The sequence below is a fragment of the Pseudomonas sp. GR 6-02 genome, from assembly GCF_001655615.1.
GTDB lineage: Bacteria > Pseudomonadota > Gammaproteobacteria > Pseudomonadales > Pseudomonadaceae > Aquipseudomonas.
On the sequence record NZ_CP011567.1, the window covers coordinates 2631142 to 2653073 of the forward strand.

Consider the following 21932-nt stretch of genomic DNA (forward strand, 5'->3'; position numbering starts at 1 on the left):
TTCAATAGCCCATTTTCTGCGCGCGACTGCTGAAGAAGATGCCGCTCGGCGCGGTGGCGGGAAGGGTGCTCAGCTGCTTCAGGCTGTACGGATCCCAGACCTGAACCTGATCGCCATCGCGTAACGACAGCCACAACTGGTCGCCGCGCGCGGTGAATTCCATGTGCAGCACCGCCGGCCCCGGTCGCAGATCGGCGACTACGGCACGGGTTTCGGTGTCGATGACCTGGACCCGATCGTTGTCCGGGTAGGCGAAATTGACCCACAGTTGCCGACCGTCCGGCCGCGACGTGACGAACACCGGTTGACCGGCCACCGGGATGGCAGCGGTCTGCTGCCACGTGCGGGAATCCATCACCAGCACCTGATGACGGCCGACGGCTGGTACGAAGGCCTGGTTGTCGGCAACGGCCCAACCCTCCAGATGCGGCATCTTGTAGACGGGCAACTTCGCCTGGCCGCGTCCGTAATCACCGAGCACTCGCTGCACCCCGCGCTCGGGGTGCCAGAGGTCGAGTTGCGCCATGCCGTCTTCGCCGAACAGCCCAGCCATGTAATAGCGACCATCGGGGGTAATCAGCGCGTCGTAGGGTTGCTGGCCGATGCCGGTGAAGCGGCTGATCCGTGGCGTGCTGCCCTGACTGAAATCGGCGGTCCAGATCTCGCCGGTATCGAACAGGCTGAACACAAAACGCTGTCCGGGCGCGTCGACCAGGCCGACCACCCGTGAGCGTTTGCTGCCATCGGCGAGCGGTGTCGCGGGAATATCGGCCACCTGTTGCAGAGTGACGGCATCGAACACCTTCACGCCGCCGGGCACGTAGTTGGAGACTGCGATCAACTTGCCGTCCTGACTGATGGCGCCGCCGATGCTGTTGCCGCCCTGGATGACGCGATGGTCGATGCGTTGGGTCAGCAGGTCGATTTTGCTCAACCCGCCGTCGCGGCCGAACACATAGGCATAACGCTGGTCGCGGGAAAACACCACCGAGGCATGGGACAGATCGCCGAAGCCTTCGAGTCGGGCCAGTGCCGTGCGGGTATCGCTTTCGATGATTTGCACGCTGCCGGTGGTGCGCTCCACCACCACGCCCAGATCGCCGGTACCACGCAAGGGTGACTGAGCGCAGGCGGACAACAACAGCCCGGTCGCCGCTGACAGCAGGATTGAACGGATCATGGTGCGGGATATCCCTGGAGAAGAAGATCTACCAGCCAACGAATGTCGTCCGGGCTGAGCAACGGGGCCCAACCGGGCATCGCGGTGCCGGGGCGACCTTGGGTGACGGTGGCAATCAGGCTGTCGCGGGACTTGCCTGCCAGCGTTGCGCGCGTCAGGTCGGGACCCAGCCCGCCGGTCATGTGCAGTCCATGGCAGGCGCCGCAATCCTGGGCCAGCAGGTGCTCGAGTTGGGCCTGACGCTTGGCGTTCGGCGCCGCAACCGAGGTCGCGCAAAAAAGGAGGAGGGCCGCCAGAACCACTGCGTGTCGATGAACCATCATGGCGCCCTCCGTTGGCTATTTGAGACTCAGGACCCAAGTTGCAAGTGTCTTCGCTTCGTCATCCGTCACCGGGTTGGCCGGCATTGGTATCGGGCCCCAGTTGCCTTGCGTACCGTTCTTGATGTGGTTGGCCAGGGTGTCGACGGCCTCGGGTACGCCAGCGTTCTTGGCCGCGACATCCTTGAGCGCCGGGCCGACAAGCTTGGTGTCGATGGAATGGCAGGCGGCGCAGGGTTTGCTCTTGAACAGTTCCTGCGCATCTTGGGCCACAACCGGCTGCACGCTCAGCGCAGCGGTCAGGGCGAACAGTGAAAGCAGAGTATTTTTCATGGTCGTTCCTTGCATTGATGGAGCTCAATAAATGTCGTGTTGGGTGTTGTAGACATTGAATTTCCCGGTGGGGGTAATCAGGCGTTTGTCCTTGATCACCGATTTGAGCTTCAGCGTTTTGTCGTCGATCACCACCAGTGCCGACTCCTCTGATTGACCGCTCCACACGGAGAACCAGACCTCATCGCCGGCCTTGTTGTATTCCGGCTGCACGACCCGCATGGCGCCTTGCTTGATGCCGGCATACTCGGCGATGGGCAGCACGGTGTAGCCGGCGTCGAGTTTGTCGAGGTTGAACACCGCCACCGACTGGCTCAGCTTGGCGTCCGGGTTGAGGGTGGTGTCGACATACAGGTGGCGCGAGTTGGGGTGGGTTTTGATGAACAACGAACCGCCGCCCTGGCCCTTGAGCGAGGCGACCTGTTTCCAGGCGTATTGCGGGTGTTTGGCCGGGTCGGTACCGATCAGCGAGATACCGTCGTCTCCCAGGTGGCTGGTGGCCCAGACCGGCCCGTAGACAGGATGATCAAAGTTGGCGCCACGACCCGGGTGAGGGGTTTTGCCGACGTCCACCAGGGCGGCCAACTTGCGATCCTTGGAGTCGATCACGGCGACTTTGTTGGAGTTGTTGGCGGCGGTCATGAAGTAGCGATGGGTGCTGTCCCAACCGCCGTCATGCAGGAAAGGGGCGGCATCGATGTAGGTGATGGTGAGGTTTTTGATGTCCTGGTAATTGACCAGCATGACCTTGCCGGTTTCCTTGACGTTGACGATGAACTCCGGCCATTCGTGGGAGGCGATGATCGCCGCGACCCGGGGTTCCGGGTGATATTCCTGCTTGTCGACAGTCATGCCGCGGGTCGAGACGATCTGTTTGGGCTCCAGGGTTTCGCCATCCATGATGGTGAATTGTGGTGGCCAATAGGAGCCGGCGACCGTGTATTTGTCTTCGTAACCCTTGAACTTGGAGGTCTCCACCGAGCGCGCCTCGATGCCCACTTTGACTTCGGCGACCTTGGTCGGCTCCACCGGCCACAGGTCGATCATGTCGATTCGGGCGTCTCGACCAATCACCAGCAGGTAGCGACCGGAGGCAGAAATGCGCGAGATGTGCACCGCGTAACCGGTCTCGATCAGCTTGACGATTTTCTTGCTGTCACCGTCGATCAGGGCAATCTTGCCGTCATCGCGTAACGTCACCGAAAACAGGTTCGGCAGATTGAGTTTGCTCAGTTGCTTCTTCGGACGATCCTCGGGCTTGACCAGCACTTTCCAGGTTTTCAGCGTCTCGGCCATGCCCCATTCCGGTGGCGTGGGCGGTGTGTGCTGAATGAACTTGGCCATGGCCGTGATCTGATCCTTGGTCAGCGCATTGGATGTTCCCCAGTTCGGCATGCCCGCTGGTGAACCGAAGGTAATCAACGCCTCCAGATACGGTTGACCGCGAGACTGGGTGATGTCCGGCGTCAGTGGTTTACCCGTGGCGCCTTTGCGCAGCACGCCGTGGCAGCCGGCGCAGCGCTGGAAGTAGATTTCCTTGGACGCGTCGAACTCGGCCTGACTCATGTCGGGCGCTCCGGCGGTTTTGACCATCAGCGGGCTGGCCGCTGCAGTGGCGGGTTCCTCGGCTCTGGCTGCGTGAGTCACCGCAAGGGCCAGCGCCGACCACAATGTGGCGACAGTCAGAGCAAACGTTTTTCTATTGCTGATCAGCATTCCATTTCTCCTCAGGCAAGACCTTTGCGATGTGCTGGAACGGCAGCGCAGAACGCAGGTTCTTAGTGCCGTGCAAGGCTATGCCCGAGCAGGCCAATGCTTGCTTGACCGCGATCAAGTTTGCCGGCCATGTCACTTGCCAGGTTGTCGCAGGCGCCCGTAGCGTGTGACTTGAATCCGCTTTTTGGAACAGACAGCCCATGGACCGAATCCAGTCTTGCGAACCCTTCTATCAACCGCTCAATAATGAGGAGGCGCTGTTCGAGCAAGCCTGGCGACACGGCATGCCGGTGCTGATCAAAGGCCCGACGGGGTGCGGCAAGACCCGTTTCGTCCAGCACATGGCCCATCGGCTGAAGCTGCCGCTGTACACCGTGGCGTGCCATGACGACCTGAGTGCCGCCGACCTGATTGGCCGTCATCTGATTGGCGCCCAAGGCACTTGGTGGCAGGACGGGCCGCTGACCCGCGCGGTGCGTGAAGGCGGCATTTGTTATCTGGACGAAGTGGTCGAGGCGCGGCAGGACACGGTGGTCGTACTGCACCCACTGGCCGATGATCGTCGCGAGTTGTTCCTGGAGCGCACCGGCGAAGTGTTGCAGGCGCCGTCCTCATTCATGCTGGTCGTGTCGTACAACCCCGGCTACCAGAACCTGCTCAAAGGCATGAAACCCAGCACCCGACAACGTTTCGTGGCGATGCGTTTCGGCTATCCGCCGGTGGCCGACGAAGAGCGTATTGTCAGCCGGGAAGCGCAGGTGGACAGCGCGCTGGCGGCGCAAGTGGTCAGGCTGGGGCAGGCCCTGCGAAGGCTGGATCAACATGATCTTGAGGAAGTCGCCTCGACACGGCTGCTGATTTTTACTGCGCGAATGATCCGCTCCGGCATGAGCCCGCGTGAAGCGTGCATGGCTTGCCTGGCCGAGCCGCTGAGCGATGATCCGCTGACGGTTGCGGCGCTGATGGGCGTGGTTGATGTCCACTTCGGCTGAGTCCAGGGGCGTTGCGCGTGGCCACCTGCCGGGCGATCTGGCGATGTGGTTTTTCATTTTGGCCGAGTTGTCGGTGTTCGCCATCCTGATTCTGGCGTTCGCCGTGACCCAGGCACTCAAGCCGCAGTTGTTCGGTGAAAGCCGTCAATTGCTCAACACCTCTACCGGCCTGGCGATGACCCTGAGCCTGCTCACCGCCGGGCTGTTCGCCGCGCTGGCTCAGGAGCAGGTCAGGCGTTCCCGGTCCCGCCACGGCGCCGTACTTCTGCTGGCCGCGTTGCTTGCCGGCAGCGTCTACGTGGTGTTGAAACTTACCGAATACCGGCACTTGCTGGCCTCGGGGCTGGGCATGGAGCACAACACGTTTTTCACCCTCTATTGGATCCTCACCGGTTTTCATTTTCTCCATGTATTGCTCGGCATGGTCATTCTCGGATGGCTGGCCGAGCGCTGCCGTCGAGGCCTGTACAACGCCGCCAACCGCAGCGGGTTTGAATCGGGCGTGCTGTATTGGCACATGGTCGATCTGATCTGGGTCGTGCTGTTTCCGCTGGTGTACGTGCTGAATTGACGGAGGTTCTGATGTCGGCTTCCAGGTTGTTGCTCGTCTGCTGGGCAGCGTTGGCCACATTAAGCGTGTGCACCGTTGTGTTGTCACAAGTCGGCGCGACGTGGCTGTTGTCCATTGCCATTTTGCTGGTGGCGGTTGGCAAGGCCTGGCTGATCACCGATGGCTTCATGGAGATGCGCCATGCGCCGCGATTGTGGCGCCGGTTGATGGTGAGCTGGGCGCTGGTGTTGGCGGCAGTAGTGGGGCTGACGCTGGCGTCGTTCCGCTAAGTCGTTATGCGAACCCTGTAGCAGCTGCCGAAGGCTGCGTTCGGCTGCGAAGCAGTCGCAAAGTCAGACGCCGCGGTGTTTCAGGATGATTGAGGAGGCAGGGTTTACGACTGCTGCGCAGCCGAACGCAGCCTTCGGCAGCTGCTACAGGTTGGCCCTGATACCCGACCAAAACCATCTGCCTTTCTTGATCGCCATCAAGCAGGTTTTACCCCCTCGCTTTCTATCATGGGCACGCCAAGCAAAGAGGAAGCGACCATGTCAGAGACCTTCACCAAAGGCATGGCCAGGAATATCTACTTCGGGGGAAGCGTCTTTTTCTTCCTGATATTCCTGGCCTTGACCTATCACACGGAACAGACCTTTCCAGTGCGCAGCAACGAAGCGCAGTTAACCGAATCAGTGATTCGCGGCAAGACGGTCTGGGAGCAAAACAACTGCGTCGGCTGCCACACGTTGCTGGGCGAGGGCGCCTACTTTGCGCCAGAGCTGGGCAACGTATTCCAGCGGCGCGGCGGGGAGGAGGGCTTTAAACCTTTTCTACATGCCTGGATGAAAATGCAGCCGCTGGGCGTACCGGGCCGACGAGCGATGCCGCAGTTCAAGTTGAGCGAGCAAGAGGTGGATGACATCGCCGAGTTCCTCAAATGGAGCTCGAACATCAACACCAATGGCTGGCCGCCAAACAAGGAGGGCTAAGAGATGAGCATCGCTAATCCGCATCTGAAATTCGCCTCGCAAGCCGTGGCCAAACCGTACTTCGTGTTTGCCCTGATGCTGTTTCTCGGTCAGGTGCTGTTCGGTTTGATCATGGGGGTGCAATACGTGATCGGAGACTTTCTGTTCCCGATCATTCCCTTCAACGTGGCGCGGATGGTGCACACCAATCTGCTGATCGTCTGGTTGCTGTTCGGCTTCATGGGCGCCGCCTATTACCTGATTCCGGAAGAGGCCGACCGCGAACTGCACAGCCCGAAGCTGGCGATCATTCTGTTCTGGGTATTCGCCGCTGCTGGTGTGTTGACGATTCTCGGCTATCTGCTGGTGCCTTATGCGGGCCTGGCCAAACTGACGCATAACGAGCTGCTGCCGACCATGGGCCGGGAGTTCCTGGAGCAGCCGACCATCACCAAGATGGGCATTGTGGTGGTGTGCCTGGGCTTTCTCTACAACATCGGCATGACCTTGCTCAAAGGTCGCAAGACCACCGTCAGCATGGTGATGATGACCGGGTTGATTGGCCTTGCGGTGTTCTTCCTGTTCTCCTTCTACAACCCCGGTAATCTGGCCCGCGACAAGTTCTACTGGTGGTGGGTGGTGCATCTTTGGGTGGAAGGCGTGTGGGAACTGATCATGGGCTCGATGCTCGCCTTCGTGCTGATCAAGATCACCGGTGTCGACCGGGAAGTCGTGGAGAAATGGCTCTACGTGATCATCGCCATGGCGCTGATTACCGGGATCATCGGCACCGGTCACCACTTCTTCTGGATCGGTGCGCCCGAGGTCTGGCTGTGGGTCGGCTCGATCTTCTCCGCATTCGAACCGCTGCCGTTCCTGGCCATGGTGATCTTTGCCTTCAGCATGGTGAAGAACCGTCGGCGGCAACACCCGAACCGTGCCGCCACGCTGTGGGCCAAGGGCACCACGGTCACGGCGTTCTTCGGTGCGGGTGTCTGGGGCTTTCTGCATACCCTGGCGCCGGTCAACTTCTACACCCACGGTTCGCAATTGACGGCAGCGCACGGTCACCTGGCTTTCTACGGTGCTTACGCGATGATCGTGATGACCTTGATCAGCTACGCCATGCCACGCCTGCGCGGGCTGGGTGAAGCGGGTGACGAGCGTTCACAGACCCTCGAAGTCTGGGGCTTCTGGTTAATGACCCTGTCGATGGTGATGATCACGCTGTTCCTCACCGCGGCCGGTGTCGTACAGGTTTACCTGCAACGCTGGCAGGCCGATGGGATCGCGTTGCCATTCATGGCCACGGTCGAACATCTGCAAGTGCTGTTCTGGGCGCGTCTGGGTGCTGGTATCGGCTTCTTCGCCGGGCTGCTCTGTTACCTGTTCAGCTTCAAGCAACGTGGCCGCGCAGCCTTGCGCGCTCCGGCGGCGGTTGTACCTTCATGATCGGGTGCAATGGCTAGGAAAAGGTCGGCCCGGCTGATACAGCGGGCCGTTTTTTGGTTCCAGCAAGGGCAAGCATCATGGCGTTTACCGTCGAACTGGAAGAGTGGGTAGGCAGTGTCTGGCATCGTTTCATCACCCGGCGCGCCAGCCCTGATTTCCCCGAAGCACGGGTTGAACTGGCCGGCCAGCAACGCCCGCTGGCGCTGTTGTTCCGCGCCATGGGTGGTGCCAATGGCGTCGGTGTGGAAGCGGCCAGCGACCGCGATCTGCTGCTGCGACGCAACGTGTTGCAGCAAATCGCCGGCACCTGCAAACAAGTGCCGCTGGCGTGGTGTGACGAGCGTAATTTACGGCTGCCATCGAGCCTGGCGGTGTTTCCCGAAGTGGCACTGAATGAGGAACTCTATCGCTGGCTCGCGTTGCTGGCGGCACAGGCCGGGCAGATGCGCCACTGGGGCCGGGACAATCAACGCTGGACGCAACAGCTGCTGCGACGCTATCCCGCGCTGCGTGTTCGTTACCAACGACTGGTCGATGCCCATCTGCAATTGCGCCCCGATCCGGCCTCGTTGAACGGCAGCGAAGCGGCACTGGAACGGGCGTTATGCCAGGCGTTGCGCGAGCCCGGCAGTGTCGAGCACTTTCCTCGCAGCGAACGGGCCGCGTGGCCGTTGCCGCTGTGGTTGTACCCGCCGCAAAATCTCGCTAGTCCCCAGGCTGCCGATCTGGGCGATGAGTCCGAAGAGTCTTTGACCACGCCACCCGGCGAGCAGAAAGGCGGGCGTAAGCGCGCGACGCGGATCGATGAAAGCACCCGTGAAGGCGGGTTGCTGGTGGTGCGTCTGGAGAACCTGTTCAGCTGGACCGAGCACGTGGACCTGGATCGCTGGTCGGATGACAGCGAAGACCCGGACGCTGCCCGAGTCGCCGACGACCTGGATGAGTTGACGCTGTCGCGCACACGCCTGCGCAAGGGTGGCGGTCTCAAGCTGCATCTGGATTTACCACCGGCCGATGTCGACGATATTCCCCTCGGCGAGGGCATCAAGTTGCCGGAGTTGGACTATCGCAAACAACGGATGCAGGACAGCTTCGTCAACCTGCAAATGCTGGTGCCCCGCGACTGTGAGGCGCAGCCGCTGCCGCTACGCCTGAAGGCCTCGGCGCACCGTTTGCGGCGTCAGTTCGAGCACCTGCGCAATGATCGTCAATGGTTACGCCAACAACCTCAGGGATCAGAGCTGGACATGCAGGCCTGGCTGGATTTTCACGTTGATCGCGAGCATGGCCAGTGCGCCGAACGCGGTTTGTTCATGGAGCAGCGGCAGACTCGCCGCGACCTGGCGTGCCTGTTGCTGGCCGACGTGTCGATGTCCACTGACGCCCACCTGAACGATCAGCATCGTGTCATCGACGTGATCCGCGACAGCCTGCTGCTGTTCGGCGAAACCTTGTCGGTGCTGGGTGATGATTTCGCCCTGTACGGGTTTTCCTCGTTGCGTCGTCAGCAAGTGCGCATGCAGGAACTCAAGTCGTTCATCCAGCGTTATGACGACACCACCCGAGGTCGTATTCAAGGTCTCAAACCGGGGTATTACACACGCATGGGGGCTGCCATTCGCCAGGCCACGCAACTATTGGGCACGAGCAAGCGGCGCAGCAAACTGTTGCTGCTGCTGACGGATGGCAAACCGAATGATCTGGATCTGTATGAAGGGCGCTACGGTGTTGAAGATACTCGCGAGGCGGTGCTGGAGGCACGGCGTCAGGGGCTGACGCCGTTCTGTATCACGATCGATCGCGAGGCCGGGGATTACCTGCCGTACATGTTCGGCGCCAATGGCTACACCTTGATCCGCCAGCCCGAACAACTCCCCCTGCGCTTACCGCAGTTGTACCGCCAGCTGACCCAACTGTGATGTCCTTGACCACCTGCGTCCCTGTAGCAGCTGCCGAAGGCTGCGTTCGGCTGCGCAGCAGTCGCAAAACCATACAACGCGGTGTTTCAGTCGTACCGTGGGCTCAGGATTTACGACTGCTGCGCAGCCGAACGCAGGCTGCGCCAGCTGCTACAGGGATATGTGCGATCTTCAGCTGCGCGGCAGCCAGAAAAACATCACCACGCAAAAGACCGTCAGGCCAACGCAGAACCACATGAATCGGCGCTGCCGACGTTCCCCGGCGTGTTCAGCCAGTGCCGGCAGGGGCATGCCGCATTGGTGGCACTCGGTTTCTTGTGAAGGGTTGGCATGTTGGCAATACAGGCAGACGGGCATGGCACTCACTCGAACTGTTCCAGGCGCAGACGATCAAGAATGGCGATCTGACGGCCGTCCTGAGTGATGATGTTTTCATCGATCAAGCGGCGGATGATTCGCGAAAAGGTTTCTGGCTGGATCGACAGATGCCCGGCAATCAGTTGCTTGGCCATCGGCAGTTCGAATTGGCAGTCAACGGTTTGCTGGCGCACCAGTTGCGTCAGCAGATAACGCACGACCCGGTGGGTGGCGTTTTTCAGCGACAGGGTTTCGATTTCGTTGACCCGTTGATGTAAGCGAACGCAGAGCTTGCCCAGTAGTGCGAAGGTCAACCGACTATTGCTCTGCAGCAGGCGCATGTAGGTGCTGTTGGATAAACGATAGAGCTGGGTGGGGCAGATCGCTTCGGCCGAGGCCACATAGTTTGGGGTGTCCATCAGCATCATCGCCTCTGCGAAGGTTTGCCGCTCGCTGATGACCTCGAACACTTTCTCCTGCCCATCCGGTGTCAGCCGGTAGATTTTTACCGCGCCGGCAATCACGAAGTAGAACGCATCGGCCGGCTCCCCCTGACGGAACAACGGCTCGCCTTTGTCGATGCTCAGCAATTGGCTGGTACTCATCAATTCGTCCAGCTGTTCTTCGTTCAACGGCTCGAACAGATGATGACTGCGCAGAATCTGGTGATGGACGCGGTGAAGCACCATGAGAATTCATCCTGAAGATTGAGAAGGGGGGCTGGTGAACAAGTCAGACGAGGCCCAGGGAAACGCCGCTGGCCACGGCCAGGATTGAGGTCAACACCACGAACCAGGCCAGTGGCTGGATGACTTTTTTCATGACGACTCCTGGGATCGGTTTGTTTGATTTCCACAAGCTTGAGCAAGACATGGGCCAGGCTTGGAGGCCTTTATTTAGCGGGGTTCTCAGGCGTGAGGGTAAAAAAGACCCTGAGGATTAGGGTGAAAATAACCCTTTAATGGTCATTTGTACCCTGATCCGGAATGCCCTGTGGCGAGGGAGCTTGCTCCCGCTGGAGTGCGAAGCACTCCCAACATCGATCTATGCGGTATGTCTGATAGAACGCATTCGCCGGTTTTACGGCTGCTGCGCACCCGAGCGGGAGCAAGCTCCCTCGCCACAGGAATACGAGAAAGCATCAGGGCACGCCCCTTGCACACTTGATCTGCGACAACGGCAATGGATCGGTAATACCCGATGATTGCCCCTGGATTTACCTCGGCGCCTGCGGGTTGGTGTCAGGTCGGCAACAAGGTAGAGGAGTGGTTTTATGCAAGTGCTTGACCGCCGTAAAGCGATGGCAATCACGCCGCTGTTTCGGCTGGCCTTTCGGCCATTTTTCCTCGCCGGTTGCCTTTTGGCAGTGCTGGTCATTCCACTCTGGCTGGCGGCCTTCAGTGGTTCGATTTCCAACTGGCAGCCGGCGGGCGGTTGGCTGGGCTGGCATCGGCATGAATTGCTGTTCGGGTTCGGGTTGGCGATTATCGCGGGCTTTCTGTTGACGGCGGTGCAGACCTGGACCGGTCGCCCCGGCCTCAGCAGCAAACCGTTGGCCGCGCTGGCGTTGCTGTGGTTGTTGGCGCGGGTGGCCTGGCTGGCCAATGCGCCATGGCCGTTGCTCGCCGTGCTGGAACTGGCGTTCCCGTTGGCGGTGGCGGTACTCATGGGCTTCACCTTGTGGAAAGTGCGGCAGAAACGTAACTACCCGATTGTGGTGGTCTTGATGTTATTGGCCTTGGCTGACGGGTTGTCTCTGTACGGCCTGGTCGAGGGGCACGAAGGCTGGCAACGCCAGGGCGTGCTGAGCGGCCTCTGGCTGGTGGCGGCGATGATGGGGTTGATCGGCGGGCGGGTCATTCCGTTCTTCACCCAGCGCGGCCTTGGTCGGGTTGAAGGCGTTGCCGCCTGGCCCTGGCTGGATCGCCTGCTGTTGGTCGGTTCGCCGCTGGTGGCGTTGTTGTATGCCGCAGGACCGGCGCTCAACCCCAATGTCTGGGTGGGCCTGCTGTTCGCGGTGCTGGCGGCAGGGCATCTGGTGCGCCTGGTGCGCTGGCATGACCGGGCACTCTGGCGCGTGCCGTTGTTGTGGTCGCTGCATCTGGCCTATGGCTGGCTGGCGGTGGCGTGTCTCGGGATGGCGCTGTGGCATTTCGGTGTGCCGATCAACCCGAGTCTGGCGGTGCATTGCCTGACCATCGGGGCCATGGCTGGCCTGGTGCTGGCGATGATCGCGCGGGTCAGCCTCGGCCACACCGGTCGTCCCTTGGAACCGCCCTCGGGCATGACCCTGGCCTTCATTCTGCTCAACCTGGCGTGTCTGAGCCGGGTGGTGTTGATCCTGTTCTTGCCGATGGCCGCATTGTGGCTGGCCGGTCTGTGCTGGGCGCTGGCGTTTGCGCTGTATGCCTGGCGCTACGGGCCGATGCTACTGCGGGCCCGGGTTGACGGTCATCCGGGATGAGCACGCACACTGACAGAGGCTGCCACTGATGTATCCGTTTTTTCTGGTCGCACACCTGCTGGCGGCAATCGCCTTCATTGGCACGCTGTTTTTCGAGGTGGTCATCTGGCATCGCGCCCGCCAGCCGTTGACGGAGATTGCGCAAGTGACGGCGGATCAGGCGATTGCCCTGCGTTCGCGTAAGGTTCTGCACGGCGTGGTGTTGCTGTTGTATGGCGCCGGCATCGGTTTGGCGTGGCAGTACCGTGGCGCATTGAGTCAGCCGCTGGCCAGCAGTTTTGGTACGTTGCTGAGCCTGAAAATCCTGTTGGCCTTGAGCATCATTGGTCATTACTTGCTGCTGGCCTATTGGCTGACCCACGGGCGCCTGACCGCGACCCGCGCAAGCTGGATTCGCCGCAGCATTCTCGGGCACATGGTGTTGATCGTGATCCTGGCCAAGGCCATGTTCTATTGGCACGGCTGATCGCAATACGTCCCTCATAAACAAAACCCGCGTCATCCGGTTGGATGGCGCGGGTTGGGGGGTGGCCGGTAATCGATCAATGGCGGGGGTTCAGGGCATTAATGAACAGCACGTTGTTTTCCAGGTGGATGTGTTGCATCAGGTCGTCTTTGAACTCCAGCAGCCCACGGTAGAGCGCACGCCAGGTGTTACAGGCATCGGCGGGCGGGATGATGTGATTGGTCAGGGCGAGCATCTTCTCCAGCGCTTCACCATGTTGATCGTGTTCGAAACGCAGCACCTGGATCGGCGGTGCGGCCTGAGGGCCAACGCCTTGTTGCAACATCGGGAAGAGCACTTGTTCTTCCTTGAGCATGTGGCCTTCGAGTTCCTGCTGCATGTCTGTCAGCAGATCGGCCAGGCCGTTGGGGCAACTGCTGCGCGCGCCATGGACCTGCTCGACGCGGCGAGCCAGTCGGATCAGCTCCGGCAGTTGCTCGCGGTGGCGGGCGTGGTAGCGCGTCAGAAGGTGGGCGATCAGCAGTTCCGACGGTTCGTTGCGCCAGTCGTGCTGGGTTTCGCCGGCGTCTTGCAGAATCTGCAGGGCGTCGGCAATGAGGACCGGATCGAGGTTTTTGCCAAGGGCCGCTTCACGCAGGCTTTTATGCCCGCCGCAACAGAAGTCCAGTTTGAAGGTGTGAAAGATCCGGGTGGCACCGGGAATGTCGCAGGCCAGTTGGCCGAGGCTTTGTTCCAATAGGGGCTGGCTCATCAGGGTTCCTTGTTTGGGTTTCAACGGTTCCCCAGGCTCATTGCACCCGGCATGCCATTTTTAACGTATTGAAAAACATGGATTAATTTTTAGTTGTGGTGATATTCACCCTGATGCTTCAGGGTAAATACAACCATAGAGGGTGATGACTACCATGCTGCGAGAAAGCCTGGCGGCCGACCTGATCGTCGAGTTGCCCAATGCCGTGCGGTTGCAACGACTGGTCCAGACCCTGCGCGAATACTTCAACAGTGGCGCCGTGGGCTTGCTGCGTCTGGATGACGACAGCCTCAGGCCCGTTGCAACGGTGGGGCTGGTTCATGAAGCGTTGGGGCGCCGGTTCGTCATTGCCCAGCATCCTCGGCTGGCGGCAATCATGGCGTCGCGCGAGCCGACCTGGTTCGAGCCCGACAGCCGCCTGCCGGACCCCTACGACGGCTTGCTCGACAACCATGTCGGCGAGCCGCTGCCGGTGCATGACTGCATGGGCGTGAGCCTCTATGTCGAGGGGCGGATCTGGGGTGCGATCACCCTCGATGCGCTGCACGCCGGGACCTTTGACAACCGGGCGCGGGAAGAACTCAAGCGTTGCACGTTGCAGATCGAAGCCGCCGTGCGGGTCACCCGCCTGGAGCAGGAAAACCGCAGCTTGCGCCTGTCCCGCAGCGATCCTCAGGACTTGCGCGTGCCCGTCGGAGAAGGCGAGATCCTTGGGCAAAGTGAGGTGTTGCATCAGTTGCTCAATGAGCTGGATGTACTGGCCGATTCCGATCTGCCGGTATTGCTGCTGGGCGAGACCGGCGTCGGCAAAGAGCTGTTCGCACGGCGCTTGCATCGTCTTTCAAGGCGCCACCACAAACCGCTGATACAGGTTAACTGCGCAGCCTTGCCGGAGTCGCTGGCAGAGAGTGAGTTGTTCGGGCATGTCAAAGGCGCCTTTTCCGGTGCTACGAGTGACCGTGCCGGACGCTTCGACGCCGCCAACGGTGGCACGCTGTTTCTCGATGAAGTCGGGGAGTTGCCCTTGAGTGTGCAAGCGAAATTGCTGCGCACCCTGCAAAACGGCGAGATCCAGCGCCTGGGCGCCGACAAGCCGTTGCACGTCGATGTGCGCATCATCGCCGCCACCAATCGGCACCTGCCGGACAGCATCCGCGATGGCTTGTTTCGCGCCGATCTGTATCACCGCCTCTCGGTGTACCCGGTGCCGATTCCAGCGCTGCGCGAGCGTGGTCACGATGTGTTGATGCTGGCCGGGCATTTTCTGGAGCTCAATCGGGCGCGGCTCGGCCTGCGAGGTTTGCGTTTGTCGCCGGCGGCGGAGCGAGCCTTGCTGGCATACACCTGGCCGGGCAATGTGCGCGAACTGGAGCATGTCATCAGTCGGGCCGCGTTGAAGCAGCTCAGTCGCGGGACGAGTCGCACATCGATCATGACGCTGGAGCCAGAGGTTCTCGATCTCGACAGCCCGGTGGCAGCATCGGGGGCAGAGGTCGAGCCATCCCGGGACATTACGGCTGATCTGCCGTTCCAGCCCCTGGGCGAAGCCGTCGATGATTACCAGCGCAAGAAGATCCTCGAGGCCCTGAGCCTGTCCGGAGACAACTGGGCCAGCGCAGCGCGGATGCTGGAAGTCGACCCCAGCAATTTGCACAAACTGGCGCGACGCCTGCGTCTGAAGTAGGTCAGGGCGCTGCCGTGTCGACGCTCGGTGTTGATGGCGGTCAAGGTGGTATCGCGCAGTGCCTCGCACACTGCGCAAAACCTTCCGGAGATCACCGTCATGCCCCTGTCCCTGGCCCAAATGCGCCGTAACTACACCCTTAATGGCCTGCAAGATGAGGCAGCGCTGGACGATCCACTGGCGATGTTCCGGCAATGGCTGCAACAGGCCCGCGACACCGAGTGCGCACCTGTCGAGGCCAATAGCATGGTGCTGGCGACGGTCGATGATGAAGGGCGGCCGCACTGCCGTGTGCTGTTGCTCAAAGGCTTGAGCGATGAAGGTTTTACTTTTTTCGGCAATTATCAGAGCGACAAGGGGCGGCAACTGGCCGCCAATCCCTATGCCGCCATGACGTTTTTCTGGCCGGGGCTGGAGCGTCAAGTGCGCATCGAAGGCCGGGTGTCCAGGCTCGACCCGCAACTCTCGGATGCATACTTCGATTCCCGCTCGATGGCCAGTCGCCTGGGCGCCTGGGCTTCACCGCAAAGCCGTCCGTTGGCCAGTCGTGCCGCGCTGGAGTCGATGCTGGCGCAGACCATCAAGCGCTTCGTTGGCCAGACCGTCTCGCGCCCCGAACATTGGGGCGGTTATTGCCTGCACCCCGAACGTCTGGAGTTCTGGCAGGGCCGTGCCGACCGCTTGCATGACCGTCTCGATTACCGGTTGCGAGATGGTGCATGGCAACGGCGCCGCTTGGCGCCTTGAGCGACGAGTAAGTTCCCCCGTAGCAGCCTGCGGCAGCTGCTACGGGCTTGAGTCCCCCATTAATCCATAGACCCCGACGAGGTACCTCCTTGGAGGAATAGGCTCGTTCGCTATTCCGGTTCAGGCTTTGGGCCATACCCTCATCTACGGGAAAGCCTGGATATGGCCCATCTGACGCAACGCAGTTTCGAACCCCTGAACATTGCCGTGCTGACCATCAGCGATACGCGCACCTTTGACACCGACACTTCAGGACAGACCCTGGCGGATTTGCTGCAAACGGCCGGGCATGTGCTGATCGATCGTGGCCTGGTCAAGGACGACATTTATCAGATCCGCGCAACGGTCTCCCAGTGGATCGCCGACCCCCGGGTGCAAGTCATATTGATGACTGGCGGCACCGGTTTCACCGCTCGTGACAACACACCGCAAGCGGTGCTGCCACTGCTGGACAAACATGTGGAAGGCTTCGGCGAATTGTTCCGCCAGGTGTCGCTGGAGGAGATTGGCATGTCCAGTCTGCAGTCCCGGGCACTGGCCGGGATGAGTAACGGTGTACTGGTGTGCTGCGTTCCTGGCTCGCCGGGTGCCTGCCGGACTGCCTGGAACAAGATTCTGCTCGAGCAACTGGACAGTCGCACCGGCCCGTGTAACTTCGCCCCGCATTTGAAAGCGCAAGCACAGCGGGTCATCGACGCCTGCGAGACACGCTCATGAGCGGCCGGGTGTGCGACCTCGGCAACCTGATGCCCGTGGACGAGGCCATCAGCCGTCTGCTCGACCAGGCACCACCGCCACCCCTGGCGCAAATGGTCCGTCTGGACCAGGCCATGGGGCGGGTGCTGGCGGTGGACATTCATTGCCCGGTGAATCTCCCTGCCTGGGATAACAGTGCCATGGACGGTTATGCCTTCAGGGCTGCCGACCTGCCGGCGGAAGGTGGCTGTTTGACGATTGGCGGCCGAATTGCGGCGGGGGATCAGGCGCGCTCGCCCTTGCTTGCGCAGCAAACGGTGCAGATCTTTACCGGCGCGCCATTGCCACCGGGTGCCGATACCGTGGTGCCGCAAGAGCGCTGCCGGGTCGAAGGCGAGCGAGTCTGGTTCCCGCCCGTAGCCGTTGGCGATCACGTGCGCAAGGAAGGGGAGGAAGTTCGCCGCGGGCATCTGCTGCTCAAGGCCGGCAAACGCCTGCGCGCGCAAGAACTGGGATTGCTGGCCGGTGCCGGGATTGCCCGGGTCGAGGTCTATCGGCCGTTGCAGGTGTGCCTGCTCAGCAGCGGTAACGAACTGCGTGAGCCGGGCGATCCCTTGGCGCCGGGGCAAATTTACAACAGCAATCGGTATTGCCTCGCCGCGTTGTTGCGCGGCTGGGGCGTCGAGGTGCATGACTATGGCGTCATGGCCGATGAGTTGGTGGCCAGCCGGCATGCCTTGAGCCTGGCGTCTTCGGAATGCGACTTGCTGTTGAGCTCCGGTGGCGTGTCGGTCGGCGAGGAAGATCACCTCAAACAGGCCATCGAGGAACTGGGCAGTGTGGATTTCTGGCGGCTGGCGATCCAGCCGGGTAAGCCATTGGCCTATGGCGAAGTGGCCGGTAAACCGTGGATCGGTATGCCGGGAAACCCGTCAGGGGCGCTGATTACCGCGTTGGTGGTGGTGCGTCCGTTCCTGCTCAGGGCCCAGGGTGTGACTGACGTGCTGCCGGTGCCGCTGGCTGTGCCTGCCGGGTTCGACTGGTTGCAGCGAAACAAGCGTCGACAATACCTGCGGGCCAGGTTGACGCCCGGCGCCGATGGCCAGTTGAGTGTGGAACTGCACCCTCAGCAAAGCTCGGCCATGTTGACCGCCGCGTGCTGGGCCGACGGGCTGGCGGTGATCGAGTGCGAGCAGCAAGTGCTCAAGCACGACAACGTGATGTTCCTGTCCTTCGCCGACCTGATGCAGTGATGGCAATTGATTGCCGTCAAGGCTGTGCCTGCCGGTCTGGCTAGACTGTGTGGCGAGGGAGCTTGCTCCCGCTGGGTCGCGAAGCGGCCCTGTTATTCAGGCCTGCTGCGCAGTCCAGCGTCGGAATGCCGCCCGGAGCAAGCTCGCTCGCCACAAGCGCATTCCAACCATGGCTGATCAGGCTCCGGACTGCGCTTTTTGATGAGGATTACCCATGCAACTGGTCTGCCCGGCAGGGAACCTGCCTGCGCTTAAAGCGGCGGTGCGCCAAGGCGCCGATGCCGTGTATGTCGGCTTTCGCGATGACACCAATGCCCGGCATTTCGCGGGGTTGAACATGGACGACAAACAGTTCGACGCCGCCGTCGCCCACATCCGCCAACATCAACGCAAACTCTACGTCGCGGTCAACACGTACCCACAACCCAAGGGTTGGGAGCGCTGGCAACGGGCGGTGGATCGTGCCGCCGATTTCGGCGTCGATGCGCTGATCGCCGCCGACCCCGGGGTGCTCGACTATGCCAGTCAGCGTCACCCGCAATTGGCCCTGCATCTGTCGGTTCAGGGGTCGGCAACCCATGCCGCGGCGCTGGAATTTTATGCGCAGCGCTACGGCATTCGTCGCGCGGTATTGCCGCGGGTGTTGTCGTTGGCGCAGGTACGTCAAGTCGCCGCCAGCAGCCCGGTGCCCATCGAAGTCTTTGGCTTCGGCAGCTTGTGCATCATGGCCGAAGGGCGTTGCCACCTGTCTTCCTACATTACCGGTGAGTCGCCGAACCTGTGCGGTGTCTGTTCGCCAGCCAAAGCCGTGCGTTGGAGCGAGGACGCCGAAGGCTTGAGCGCGCGCCTCAGCGAAGTGCTGATCGATCGCTACACCCCTGACGAATCGGCCGGTTACCCGACCTTGTGCAAAGGCCGTTTTCTGGTCGATGGCAAACGCTTTCATGCGCTGGAGGAGCCCACCAGCCTCGACACCCTGGACTTGCTCCCGGAATTGACGGCCATTGGCGTCGAAGCGGTGAAAATCGAGGGCCGCCAACGCAGCCCGGCGTATGTCGAACAAGTCACCCGGGTTTGGCGCGCGGCACTGGACGCTCACCGTGGCGCGCCCGGCAGTTTTCGGGTCAAGGAAGAATGGCGTCAGGTGCTGGCCGGTTTGTCCGAAGGCAGCCAGACCACCCTGGGCGCTTATCATCGATCATGGCAATGAGGGACGCGACATGAAGCTCAGCCTGGGACCGGTCCTGTTTTATTGGGACAAAGAGCAACTCAGCAACTTTTACGCCGACATGTCGACCTTGCCCCTGGACGTGATTTATCTGGGGGAAACCGTGTGCTCCAAACGCCGGGCCTTTTCCCTGGATCAATGGCTGGGGCTGGGGCGCGAGTTACAGGAATGCAGCCAGGCACAGTTGGTGCTTTCCAGCCTGACGCTGATCGAGGCTGCCTCCGAACTCTCCAGCCTGCGCCGGCTGTGCGACAACGGCGAGTTGTTGGTGGAGGCCAACGACATGGGCGCGGTGCATTTCCTGGCCGAGCGCAAGTTACCTTTCGTGGGCGGCCCGGCGCTCAATCTGTACAACGGCCACTCATTGGCACAATTACTCGACAGCGGAATGACTCGCTGGGTGCCGCCCGTGGAGTGTTCGGCGGCGCTGATCAGCGACGTGATCGGGCAGGTGCGTGAATTGGGTCGTGCAGTGCCGGAAGTTGAAATCTTCGCCTATGGGCATCTGCCGTTGGCCTATTCCGCCCGCTGCTTCACTGCCCGTGCAGAAAACCGGCCCAAGGACGACTGCCGGTTCTGCTGCATCAACTACCCCGATGGCCTGGCGCTGACCAGCCAGGAGGGGCAACCACTGTTTACCCTTAACGGTATTCAAACGATGTCGGCCGAGGTGACCAACCTGCTGGCCGATTACGCCGGACTGGTGGCCTGTGGTGCCGATCTGTTGCGCTTGAGCCCTCGTGCTCAGGGCATGGACGAAGTGATCGCGGCCTATCAACGGGTTCGTCTGGGCGAAACACCGCCGCTGTTCGTCGAAGGTTGCAATGGCTATTGGCATGGTCAGGCCGGCATGCTGCGCGTCGAGGAGGTTGGCCTGTGCTGAATCGAAAGAAGTGGCTGTTGAAAGGCGCCGACCGGTTGTTGCCACTGGTGCGCCGGGTGCCTTTTGCCGTGCAGCGCCTGGCGTTGCAGCAGGCGCTGAATCGCTGCCTCGCCGAGCCATTGCGCGAGGGCGAGTTCGAAGTGCTGCGCGGGCGCTGGCTGTGCTTGCGGATTCCGGACCTGGGTTTGTCCTGGTACCTGACGCTCAGTCGTCAGGGCTTGCGGATTGCCGAGCACGCTACGGCGAACGTGACCATCAGCGGTAACTGGCGCGAATTTTTATTGCTGGCCAGCCGTCAGGAAGATCCGGACACGTTGTTCTTTCGCCGGCGACTGGTCATCGAGGGCGATACCGAACTGGGGCTGGCGCTGAAGAACCTGATCGACAGCCTTGACCCCGATGTTCTGCCTGTGTGGTTGTGGCGCAATCTGGAGCGGGCGGGGAAGGGCTTGGCGGCGGGATGACCAACGTAGATTAAATGTGGGAGCGAGCAGGTCGAATCGTCGCACCGCCGCTCCCACAGTTGGATTTTCGTTGGCCCTCAGGCCATCGTTTACTGTAATGCTGTTCACTTAAGCCGTAATGCGATCTGTAGCAGCTGTCGAGCCTGCGAGGCTGCGTTCGGCGGCGAAGCCGTCGTGAATCCGGCTAGTGCGGTCTGCCTGACACGCCGCAATCACTGGTTTGACGACGGCTTCGCCGCCGAACGCAGCCTTCGGCAGCTGCTACAAGGAATGCGTCGCGGCTGAAATTGCTTAAGTGAACAGCATTAATCGTTTACTGGCGGCTTCCGTGCTGTCGGGCATCACTGGCAATCAACTGCCTGATCCCTTCAAACAACTCATCACTCTGCGCCAGCGTGCAGTCCTCGCCATAGCGTTTGCGCAGCCCGTAGTGGCTGAGGATCAGGTGCACGTCCGCGTGCAGGCCATGTTGCTTGAGGCAGTTCTCGACGCATTGCAGCGGGCAGCCGTCCAGCGCGAAGATCCGGCGCCCCGAGCGCGCTTTGTTGACCAGCGCTGCCACATGCCCGCCGACACCAACGATGCAGGACATTTCAGCGAGACCACTGCGATCCAGGCGCACGGCCAGGGTGTTGGCCAGTTGGGCGACGTTGGAGCAGCCTGAGCAGGAGTAAACCAAAGGCAGGGTTGAACGGGGCATTTGCACTCTCCGTGGATGGGCTCTGTCAGTGTGCAAGAGGTGTGGATGGGCGCCTTGATGACGGTCAATTCCGACTATTGGAAAGCGGCCAGTTCCTTTTCGGCGAGGATGCTGATGTGGCGTCGTTCCATGGCAATCAGGCCGCTTTCCACCAGGCGATGCAGTATCCGCGAAAAGGTTTCCGGCTGAATTCCCAGCTTCGACGCCACCAGGCGTTTGGACATCTGCAAGACAATCTGGCCGGTTACCGGGTGGCGTTCCTGGAACAGGAAATTGATCACCCGACGGCTCGCACTGGCCATGGTCAAGGTATCGATATCGCGCAGACGCAGGTGCAGGTGAACGCTCATGCTCGCCAGGATGGCCAGGCAGACTCTCGGCTGGTCCTCCAGGGCATTGCGGTAATGGTTGCCGTCGATGCTCACCAGCACGCTGTCCTTCAGCGCGGTGGCGCTCACCGGATACAGACGAGCCTGGCTGAACAGCAAGGCTTCGGCAAAAGTCTGGCCGGGCTGAATGATCTCCACCAGGTTCTCCTGGCCTTCGCCGGTGAGCCGGTACAACTTGACCTGGCCGCTGACCAGCAGGAAAAAACGCCTGGCCGGATCCCCTTGATGCATGAGCGTACTGTGACAACTCAGGCGTTTGAGCATGGCCAGGCCGCAGACTTCCTCGAAGACTTTCTCCGGCAGTTGGCTGAACAGATGATGACGGCGCAACGTTAAAACGATGGAAGGGTGAGTCAGCATGGCGTACCTCCGCTGACGACCATAGTAGAGAGCGCAGGCTTGATGACCTATGCCTCTGCA

The 21932-nt window shown here is 61.1% G+C and carries 25 protein-coding genes; 15 read left to right on the forward strand and 10 right to left on the reverse strand.

Features of this window, described 5'->3' with window-relative positions:
• Position 1: 1 nt before the first annotated feature.
• From PGR6_RS11760 to PGR6_RS30180, 5 genes are read right to left on the reverse strand one after another with little or no spacing between them, the layout of a single operon-like run.
• The gene (locus PGR6_RS11760; protein WP_018927780.1) at positions 2-1180 is read right to left on the reverse strand and encodes a cytochrome D1 domain-containing protein; all 1179 of its coding nucleotides are present in this window, start codon (positions 1178-1180) and stop codon (positions 2-4) included.
• On the reverse strand, positions 1177-1503 hold the full coding sequence (locus PGR6_RS11765) for a c-type cytochrome (RefSeq protein ID WP_018927781.1): 327 nt from the start codon (positions 1501-1503) through the stop codon (positions 1177-1179). The genes PGR6_RS11760 and PGR6_RS11765 overlap by 4 nt, the downstream gene beginning before the upstream one ends.
• 15 nt (positions 1504-1518) lie before the next feature.
• A complete protein-coding gene (locus PGR6_RS11770) occupies positions 1519-1833 on the reverse strand; it encodes a c-type cytochrome (protein ID WP_019649087.1) in 315 nt (104 codons plus the stop codon).
• 24 nt (positions 1834-1857) lie between these two features.
• Complete coding sequence (locus PGR6_RS11775; RefSeq protein ID WP_019649086.1) at positions 1858-3549, reverse strand: nitrite reductase; 1692 nt, start codon at positions 3547-3549, stop codon at positions 1858-1860.
• A complete protein-coding gene (locus PGR6_RS30180; RefSeq protein ID WP_064617208.1) occupies positions 3533-3751 on the reverse strand; it encodes a hypothetical protein in 219 nt (72 codons plus the stop codon). The genes PGR6_RS11775 and PGR6_RS30180 overlap by 17 nt, the downstream gene beginning before the upstream one ends.
• A gap of 7 nt (positions 3752-3758) precedes the next feature.
• Between PGR6_RS30180 and PGR6_RS11785 the strand changes: the two genes are divergently transcribed.
• The 6 genes from PGR6_RS11785 (at position 3759) to PGR6_RS11810 (ending at position 9430) form a co-directional block, all read left to right on the forward strand.
• On the forward strand, positions 3759-4541 hold the full coding sequence (locus PGR6_RS11785) for a CbbQ/NirQ/NorQ/GpvN family protein (protein WP_370695265.1): 783 nt from the start codon (positions 3759-3761) through the stop codon (positions 4539-4541).
• On the forward strand, positions 4525-5112 hold the full coding sequence (locus PGR6_RS11790) for a cytochrome c oxidase subunit 3 (protein WP_064617213.1): 588 nt from the start codon (positions 4525-4527) through the stop codon (positions 5110-5112). Before PGR6_RS11785 ends, PGR6_RS11790 begins: the two co-directional genes overlap by 17 nt.
• 11 nt (positions 5113-5123) lie before the next feature.
• Positions 5124-5381, forward strand: coding sequence for a cytochrome C oxidase subunit IV family protein (locus PGR6_RS11795; RefSeq protein WP_064617215.1), 258 nt, complete (start codon positions 5124-5126; stop codon positions 5379-5381).
• Positions 5382-5639: 258 nt separating this feature from the next.
• Entirely contained in the window at positions 5640-6080 is a 441-nt protein-coding gene (locus tag PGR6_RS11800; protein ID WP_018927787.1) for a c-type cytochrome, read from the forward strand.
• A gap of 3 nt (positions 6081-6083) precedes the next feature.
• Complete coding sequence (locus PGR6_RS11805; protein WP_018927788.1) at positions 6084-7511, forward strand: cbb3-type cytochrome c oxidase subunit I; 1428 nt, start codon at positions 6084-6086, stop codon at positions 7509-7511.
• A 77-nt stretch (positions 7512-7588) separates the two neighbouring features.
• On the forward strand, positions 7589-9430 hold the full coding sequence (locus tag PGR6_RS11810) for a nitric oxide reductase activation protein NorD (RefSeq protein WP_064617217.1): 1842 nt from the start codon (positions 7589-7591) through the stop codon (positions 9428-9430).
• Positions 9431-9601: 171 nt separating this feature from the next.
• Here the strand turns inward: PGR6_RS11810 and PGR6_RS11815 are convergent, their stop codons facing one another.
• Both PGR6_RS11815 and PGR6_RS11820 read right to left on the reverse strand, forming a co-directional pair.
• Positions 9602-9796, reverse strand: a complete 195-nt coding sequence (locus PGR6_RS11815; protein ID WP_018927790.1) for a hypothetical protein — start codon at positions 9794-9796, stop codon at positions 9602-9604.
• A complete protein-coding gene (locus PGR6_RS11820; RefSeq protein ID WP_018927791.1) occupies positions 9793-10476 on the reverse strand; it encodes a Crp/Fnr family transcriptional regulator in 684 nt (227 codons plus the stop codon). Before PGR6_RS11820 ends, PGR6_RS11815 begins: the two co-directional genes overlap by 4 nt.
• A 584-nt stretch (positions 10477-11060) precedes the next feature.
• Between PGR6_RS11820 and PGR6_RS11825 the strand changes: the two genes are divergently transcribed.
• Together PGR6_RS11825 and PGR6_RS11830 are read left to right on the forward strand one after the other, a co-directional pair.
• The gene (locus PGR6_RS11825; protein ID WP_064617219.1) at positions 11061-12251 is read left to right on the forward strand and encodes an NnrS family protein; all 1191 of its coding nucleotides are present in this window, start codon (positions 11061-11063) and stop codon (positions 12249-12251) included.
• A gap of 28 nt (positions 12252-12279) precedes the next feature.
• Positions 12280-12717 carry a membrane protein gene (locus PGR6_RS11830; RefSeq protein WP_028940884.1) on the forward strand — a complete coding sequence of 146 codons (438 nt, stop codon included), beginning with the start codon at positions 12280-12282 and terminating at the stop codon, positions 12715-12717.
• Between the two features lie 76 nt (positions 12718-12793).
• Here the strand turns inward: PGR6_RS11830 and ytfE are convergent, their stop codons facing one another.
• On the reverse strand, positions 12794-13468 hold the full coding sequence (gene ytfE, locus PGR6_RS11835) for an iron-sulfur cluster repair protein YtfE (protein WP_028940883.1): 675 nt from the start codon (positions 13466-13468) through the stop codon (positions 12794-12796).
• A 154-nt stretch (positions 13469-13622) separates the two neighbouring features.
• Here ytfE and norR point away from each other — a divergent pair, with 154 nt between their 5' ends.
• The 7 genes from norR to ubiT all read left to right on the forward strand — a co-directional run bounded on the left by norR (position 13623) and on the right by ubiT (position 20423).
• Positions 13623-15152 (forward strand): nitric oxide reductase transcriptional regulator NorR, encoded by a 1530-nt coding sequence (norR, locus tag PGR6_RS11840; RefSeq protein WP_064621245.1) that lies wholly within the window; start codon positions 13623-13625, stop codon positions 15150-15152.
• A 99-nt stretch (positions 15153-15251) separates the two neighbouring features.
• Positions 15252-15899 carry a pyridoxamine 5'-phosphate oxidase gene (gene pdxH, locus PGR6_RS11845; RefSeq protein WP_064621247.1) on the forward strand — a complete coding sequence of 216 codons (648 nt, stop codon included), beginning with the start codon at positions 15252-15254 and terminating at the stop codon, positions 15897-15899.
• Between the two features lie 162 nt (positions 15900-16061).
• Positions 16062-16616 (forward strand): molybdenum cofactor biosynthesis protein B, encoded by a 555-nt coding sequence (gene moaB / locus PGR6_RS11850; protein WP_018927799.1) that lies wholly within the window; start codon positions 16062-16064, stop codon positions 16614-16616.
• Complete coding sequence (locus PGR6_RS11855; protein ID WP_064617221.1) at positions 16613-17848, forward strand: molybdopterin molybdotransferase MoeA; 1236 nt, start codon at positions 16613-16615, stop codon at positions 17846-17848. The genes moaB and PGR6_RS11855 overlap by 4 nt, the downstream gene beginning before the upstream one ends.
• Positions 17849-18062: 214 nt before the next feature.
• Positions 18063-19058: a ubiquinone anaerobic biosynthesis protein UbiU gene (gene ubiU, locus PGR6_RS11860; RefSeq protein WP_064617223.1), complete on the forward strand. Its 996-nt coding sequence runs from the start codon at positions 18063-18065 to the stop codon at positions 19056-19058.
• Positions 19059-19068: 10 nt separating this feature from the next.
• A complete protein-coding gene (locus tag PGR6_RS11865; RefSeq protein WP_064617225.1) occupies positions 19069-19959 on the forward strand; it encodes a U32 family peptidase in 891 nt (296 codons plus the stop codon).
• On the forward strand, positions 19953-20423 hold the full coding sequence (gene ubiT / locus PGR6_RS11870; protein WP_019649068.1) for a ubiquinone anaerobic biosynthesis accessory factor UbiT: 471 nt from the start codon (positions 19953-19955) through the stop codon (positions 20421-20423). The genes PGR6_RS11865 and ubiT overlap by 7 nt, the downstream gene beginning before the upstream one ends.
• 313 nt (positions 20424-20736) lie before the next feature.
• Here ubiT and PGR6_RS11875 read toward each other — a convergent pair whose 3' ends face one another.
• Entirely contained in the window at positions 20737-21123 is a 387-nt protein-coding gene (locus tag PGR6_RS11875) for a putative zinc-binding protein (RefSeq protein ID WP_064617227.1), read from the reverse strand.
• 74 nt (positions 21124-21197) lie between these two features.
• Positions 21198-21872, reverse strand: a complete 675-nt coding sequence (locus PGR6_RS11880; protein WP_064617229.1) for a Crp/Fnr family transcriptional regulator — start codon at positions 21870-21872, stop codon at positions 21198-21200.
• Between the last annotated feature and the right edge of the window lie 60 nt (positions 21873-21932).